Origin of the sequence: Psychrobacter sp. A3, assembly GCF_028823565.1 — a bacterium.
Classification (GTDB): Bacteria; Pseudomonadota; Gammaproteobacteria; order Pseudomonadales; family Moraxellaceae; genus Psychrobacter; species Psychrobacter celer.
Window position 1 is genome coordinate 1 of record NZ_JAPEHS010000119.1, and the last position, 5,790, is coordinate 5,790.

Here is a 5,790-nt window from a genome sequence, read left to right on the forward strand (position 1 = left end):
TGCGCCACTTGAGCTTTAATCTGGGAAATATCTTCTGCAAATGGCTCATAAGGCAGCTCAAGTATCTCAAACAGCGTGGCCAAAAACGCATCAGCACTAAAGTATCTGTCCATATAACTGCCATCAAGCCCAAGATGACGATGACACAAGACATGGCGCAAGCGCTCACAAGCAGGTATGGTATGGCCTAACGGATAGCCCATGGCTCTAATGATATCTGGCGCACGCATCTCTAGCGTGTTGATTTGATTAATAATATACTGAGAAAGTGGGTGCTGCGGGCGATAGTGACGAGTGTATTTAGAAAGATGAGATGAGTGGCTCATGATGGTGGACACCTTAGATTCCTATAACTCCGACGAAAAATAATAAAATCAGGCACAAATGAGGATGTCGGAGTACAGGCTCATGCGCTTTACCAGAGTTGTTTTATATCGTGCTGGAAGTTGCAAGGGTTGCACACCATCATTCAACTGACATCATCATCGTCAGTAGCGATTGGCAATACAAAACTGTTAAACCCACGATAAATCGTTTTATGATGATAGCACATCAGATAAGCGTAAATAAATACGGAACTGTGTGTCTGTTTGTGAATAATTATTTTACCCTCAAATAACTGCTTTTTTTAGATGAAGTCCATCCTTTAACCTTCACCCCCACTCTTTAGTCCTCTCCATAGTAGGTTGCATCATCCATCCAAACGATGGGATCTTCGCATAGGTGAACCAAGTGATACCAGATATCACTACTGCGGGCGATACGGTGATGACCGCCGTCGAAGTAATCGACTTCCCAGCTCTCAGGCAGATTGACCAAGGTTCGTCTGGCCACCGCCACATCCAAGCTTTCATCGTCGACCTCTACCATGACCCGCATCATCTCGGTGTTTGATGTCGGAAAAGACAGCTTCCTATCAGAGATGTTTGGAATACGATCGGCCAACACCTCACTCGGATAGATACAAGGCGCAATCAATAACGCCCGCAAATTGTATTGATGAGCAAAGTGATTGGCAAACCAGCCACCCAGTGAATGCCCTGCCAATACCACGCGCGGATACTGTGTTATTTTTTCACGAATCAAAGCATCATAAATCTCAAATACTTCTGCAAAGTTGTCTCGGTAATTGACCGTTTGGCAATACTTTGGCTCACGGGTGATACAGGTATATTTACTGGTCTCATTGCTTGAGTCGAGACCATGAAAAAACAACAAAAACGTGTCATTGTTTTCGATAGGAAACATCATAGCGTTCTCCTTTTTTAATAATTATTTAATTTTTTCAACAGCTTGGCTTATAGATTTAAATTAGATTAAACTGCTTTTTGGCTATAGTCAGTTCACTATAAAAATGTTATAGCAAGGCTGATTAATAAACGTATTACTCTTTTATTTAGAATCGACTATAGCGACTTGCGCTTGGTATAAAGCCAAAATTTCCTCACAAGCCTGCATTGAGATATTTTTTGCAAAGCCCTCATTAAACCAAAAGTCATAAACAGCTTGGATAATACCTTTTACCGCTTGCGCATCCTTCGGCTTTTGCTTTTTTAGCTTAAGAGCAATGTCTTGCGCCTGTATATCCGACTCGCTATAAGGCGCATTCCAGCCCACGCAGTAACGATACAGCACATCGTTAATCGCTAAGACAAATATGGCATTGGCCACCCCAAAGGCGTCAATCAGCCGCTCAAACAGCGCACAGCGCTCCTCATAAACACTGGCCTCTATCGGCATTTCGTACTTTTCAAACAGACAATCAGCACTGACTATGTGCGAGGGCTTACTAAAATCCTCCCACAGTAGTGGATAAGACCCACCAATACCGCCTTTCTCCACCACGTTAAAGCGCCAAATGGCGTAATGCGTCTTAGCCCCCTTAAAGGGGAGGTGTATCAGCCACTGCATCAGCGCATCACTGTCATAAATGATATGACTGCTACCGATACGCACGCCTTGCATGGGCAGTACATCGGTGTACACACTCGCCATGTCATCACTATAAAGCTTTACTTTATGTAGATTTTCCTCACTGATATCACCGAGCTTGGCCCCTGCCTCTATTATGTTTCGATAGGGCATAAATGACGCGACAAAGCTCAGCGTCTCATCGCTATTATTCACAAAGTAAATGTCATCTACATAATTGTCTACCGACACACTTTCGAGATAAAACAAGGGCGTTTTTCGTACTCGCCCTTGCTCATCACTGGCCAATGCCGTTAACCCAGACAGTTTTGCGCGACCTGCCCACTGCATATTGTCTACGCGTTTTTGCTCAAATTCATACGTTAACTTTGTCATTGTCATATCCTTATTATTTTAGTTTTGCATTGCTTGTTGCATAGTTTGTCGAATTGCTGGTTTTATTGTTTGGCAGCACTTGGCGATATCCTTGTTTTCGGCAAGCCGAGTCTGTTCGCCATTTTATTAAATGGCGTCGCTTATCTATCAGTTAATATTTATAAGATGAAGTCAGTTAATCGCTTTGGTAAAGCAGTTGTTTTATGAAGCGGGTTTCTTGACGCAGTTCGCTATCGTCGTATCGTCAACAAGTTTGTCAGACTCACGAGCGTTTTTTTAGTTTTGTGTGTGTTAATAACTAAGTTTTTTTGGATTTGTACAGGCAAAGGAAGATAAAATAAAACGAAAATAGCATCATTAAAGACAACTCAGTTAAAAAGTGAGGCATTGCGCCCCGAGGGTTCACTGTTTGTCCAGTTGTTGTTTATAGTCAGTTCTAGATAAAATCGATACGCTCATATGAGCGGGCAACTGGTATAATTTTTCCTTGCTTGCTGTGTCTACGCTGACAGATGCTGCGCAAAATTCATACCAGCTGCATTGTATCGTTTTTAAAGTGAACCAACTATATCCGGTTATGGTTTTTAGAATTATTGCTGCCTGACTCAATAACTATAATATAAAGATTGATAAAAATACAGTGTATTTATATCATCTGCGACAACGGCTGTCGCGTATTCACACTTACGGTGAGTCATGAGTCACACTCATAAGACAAGACCTACTCAGCGGCATCTATCAGAGTATTTAGCGTGTCTGCCATGTCGTCATCGAGCAGATGATCTTCTATATAGTTGAGCAACTGATGGATGGTGTTTAGATCCATCGCTCTGATGCCTAAGCTGGCCAGCGCCTCGTTAATAGATGCTAAAGAAGTTGCTGTATCGTCTAAATCGCCTTCAGACTCACCATGGACCAGCCAGTATATTTTTTCTAGCACGGTGTTTTTTTCGGTCAAGGTAGAATAACCGTCGCCTTGGATAAATAGATTAAAGTGGTACGGTATTTCGATATCATTGATAAAAAACGTACGCATACAGTCTATGGTATAGGCTTGATTGTCTGAGCTATCATTTGAGTTTGAGCCTTCATTACTGCCTTCGACTTGCTCGTACTCCAGCTGCTCTGTTACCAAGCTACCTAATATCTGATAACCGCCTGCTTTTACCTTGTGATTATAGATAATCGCTGCATCCGCTATGGCATCAAAGATGACCGCAGCGATGTCCAACGTATTATCATCGATATCATAAAATTGCTTTAGTGCGGGCAAAAACTCGCTTAGCTGGTCTTCAGGCACGTGCGTGAGAAACTGCTGCTCGTATATTTTTATCATGTCTTCAGGAGCGTAGGTGTTTACGTTGTCGGTCTCGTTTCTGCCAGTGGGTTGTAACGGCAAAAAGTGATAAGGGTTTTCTTTGGTCATGCAGGACGGCCTTGTTGTATGAATTGATGGTTTTATAGCGGCTATTATCTCTTATTTAGAGGTTTTTAGATATACGGTCTAGATGAGCGCGACCGATGCGATATCGTCCGTTCGATATCAAATTAACAATCCTTAGCAAAAAAGCCCTTTAACTAGTGCCGCGGGCTTGGTATCTTGCTTCGCCATTCTTATATTGCCAAAGGTGTTTACCACCCAGCATTTTTACCCCCTTATGGGCTATCTTCTTATCGTATTAGAGCGTGTCCTTATTGTTCTTACTTAATTATTCTTGCTTAATTATTCTTACTCATCGAGTGAGGACGCGCCCTAGCATTTTCTTGTATTGGATCTTATGAAACACAACATTGAGGCGAGCTTAGATGCTCGCCGGACTCAGTATTTTCAAGTGTTTTTGATGGGCATCAGTGCCTTTATCATGAATACCACAGAATTCGTCCCCGTCGCCCTACTCAGTGACATTGCCCAAGATTTTTCTATCACCACTGCCGAGACTGGCTGGATGCTGACGCTGTATGCGTGGATCGTTGCGGTCATGTCATTGCCGCTGATGCTACTGACCAGTCGCTTTGAGCGCAAAAGCTTACTGCTAGGGTTATTTGCAGTATTTATTGCCAGTCATGTACTGTCCGTATTTGCTTGGAGCTTTGATGTGCTGCTGATCAGCCGCGTAGGTATCGCGCTATCACATGCGATATTTTGGTCCATCACCGCGGCGATTTCCATACGAGTAGCACCAGAAGGCAAAAAAGCACTAGCACTAAGCGTTCTTGCAACGGGTACCTCATTGGCGATGGTGCTAGGGGTGCCGTTGGGGCGTTTGGTTGGTCAATGGTTTGGCTGGCGCGCGACGTTTGGTGGGATTGGGATGATTGCTTTTGTGGTGTTTGTTCTACAAGCCAAGCTATTACCGACCCTGCCCAGTATGTTTCAAGGCTCTTTTAGAAAAATACCAGAACTACTAAAAAACCCACTATTGGTCTGCCTGTACTTGCTTATCCTACTGGTCTTTACCGCTCACTATAGCGCCTACTCTTATATTGAGCCGTTTATGCGGCAGGTCGGCTCAGTGAGCGAAAACTCAGCGACGGTCATTTTATTGTTATTCGGTGTCGCAGGGATTGCCGGCAGTGTCATATTTAGCCGTTGGGGTGATCGATTTAACACGCGGATTATGCTGGTCTCGACCATACTGATGCTTTTATCTATGCTAATACTGCTGTATGTGGTGACCTCGATCTGGGCGCTCAGCCTAATTGCCTTATTATGGGGCGCGGCGCTGATGCTACTGATCATCTCCATGCAGGCCAAAGTCATCATGGTCGATGTCAATGCCCAAGACATGCTGATGTCGATGTTTTCGGGTATTATCAACTTAGGAATCGGTACGGGTGCGCTCTTTGGTGGATACGCGGTGACGCATCTGTCGCTATCAAGCGTGGGCTATGTCGGGGCGGCCATCGCTAGTGCGGCGCTGCTACTGATGCTATTTATGATCAAACGCTTTCCTGAGCTGAGTAAAAGACTCGGCTAGTTAAAGCCAGATGATTCGAACCCAAATACAATGCCAGCCTACTAAACGGTCTGGCATTTTTTACGCCAATCATCACCATATCTTAGTAATCTTAGTAACTTTCATAAACAGCAGCAATTCTCATAAGCAGCAATTTTCATAAACTTTTACAACCTCTATTGAACGAGTGTTCAGGCAAAGCTATACTCATTGCTACCGGACTTTTACTGCATTACCCACACAAGGATAAGTGTAAAATGGGAAATATTTTACGCCAGACGGCGGTATTATTTGGTTTGTGTATCATGCGTATGGGACATATAAGCGCCAGTTTCTTCGATCTTTCGGAGAAACAACATGCGTGAGGACAGCTTGCCATCAGAGCCGCGCAATCGCACACCGCCGCTTAGCTTAGGCAGGTTACATTATGCTTGGGTTGTCGCCGCTATAGGCTCTATAGCGATGTTTTGCGGGCTGGGTTTGGGGCGATTTGCCTTTGGTATGCTGCTGCCGTCGATGTCGGCGT

The 5,790-nt window shown here is 44.0% G+C and carries 4 protein-coding genes and 1 pseudogene; 1 reads left to right on the forward strand and 4 read right to left on the reverse strand.

Annotated features, from left to right (window positions below; all coding sequences use genetic code 11):
* The 4 genes and pseudogenes from NK638_RS11675 to NK638_RS11690 form a co-directional block, all read right to left on the reverse strand.
* Positions 1 to 326, reverse strand: a pseudogene (locus NK638_RS11675) (hypothetical protein); the annotation flags it as partial.
* Positions 327 to 666: 340 nt separating this feature from the next.
* Complete coding sequence (locus tag NK638_RS11680; protein WP_192992865.1) at positions 667 to 1,251, reverse strand: alpha/beta hydrolase; 585 nt, start codon at positions 1,249 to 1,251, stop codon at positions 667 to 669.
* A 141-nt stretch (positions 1,252 to 1,392) separates the two neighbouring features.
* On the reverse strand, positions 1,393 to 2,307 hold the full coding sequence (locus NK638_RS11685; RefSeq protein ID WP_274633141.1) for a hypothetical protein: 915 nt from the start codon (positions 2,305 to 2,307) through the stop codon (positions 1,393 to 1,395).
* A 721-nt stretch (positions 2,308 to 3,028) separates the two neighbouring features.
* Positions 3,029 to 3,733: a hypothetical protein gene (locus NK638_RS11690; RefSeq protein ID WP_075101165.1), complete on the reverse strand. Its 705-nt coding sequence runs from the start codon at positions 3,731 to 3,733 to the stop codon at positions 3,029 to 3,031.
* Positions 3,734 to 4,085: 352 nt separating this feature from the next.
* Here NK638_RS11690 and NK638_RS11695 point away from each other — a divergent pair, with 352 nt between their 5' ends.
* The gene (locus NK638_RS11695; protein ID WP_274633142.1) at positions 4,086 to 5,285 is read left to right on the forward strand and encodes a sugar transporter; all 1,200 of its coding nucleotides are present in this window, start codon (positions 4,086 to 4,088) and stop codon (positions 5,283 to 5,285) included.
* The last annotated feature ends 505 nt before the right edge of the window (positions 5,286 to 5,790 follow it).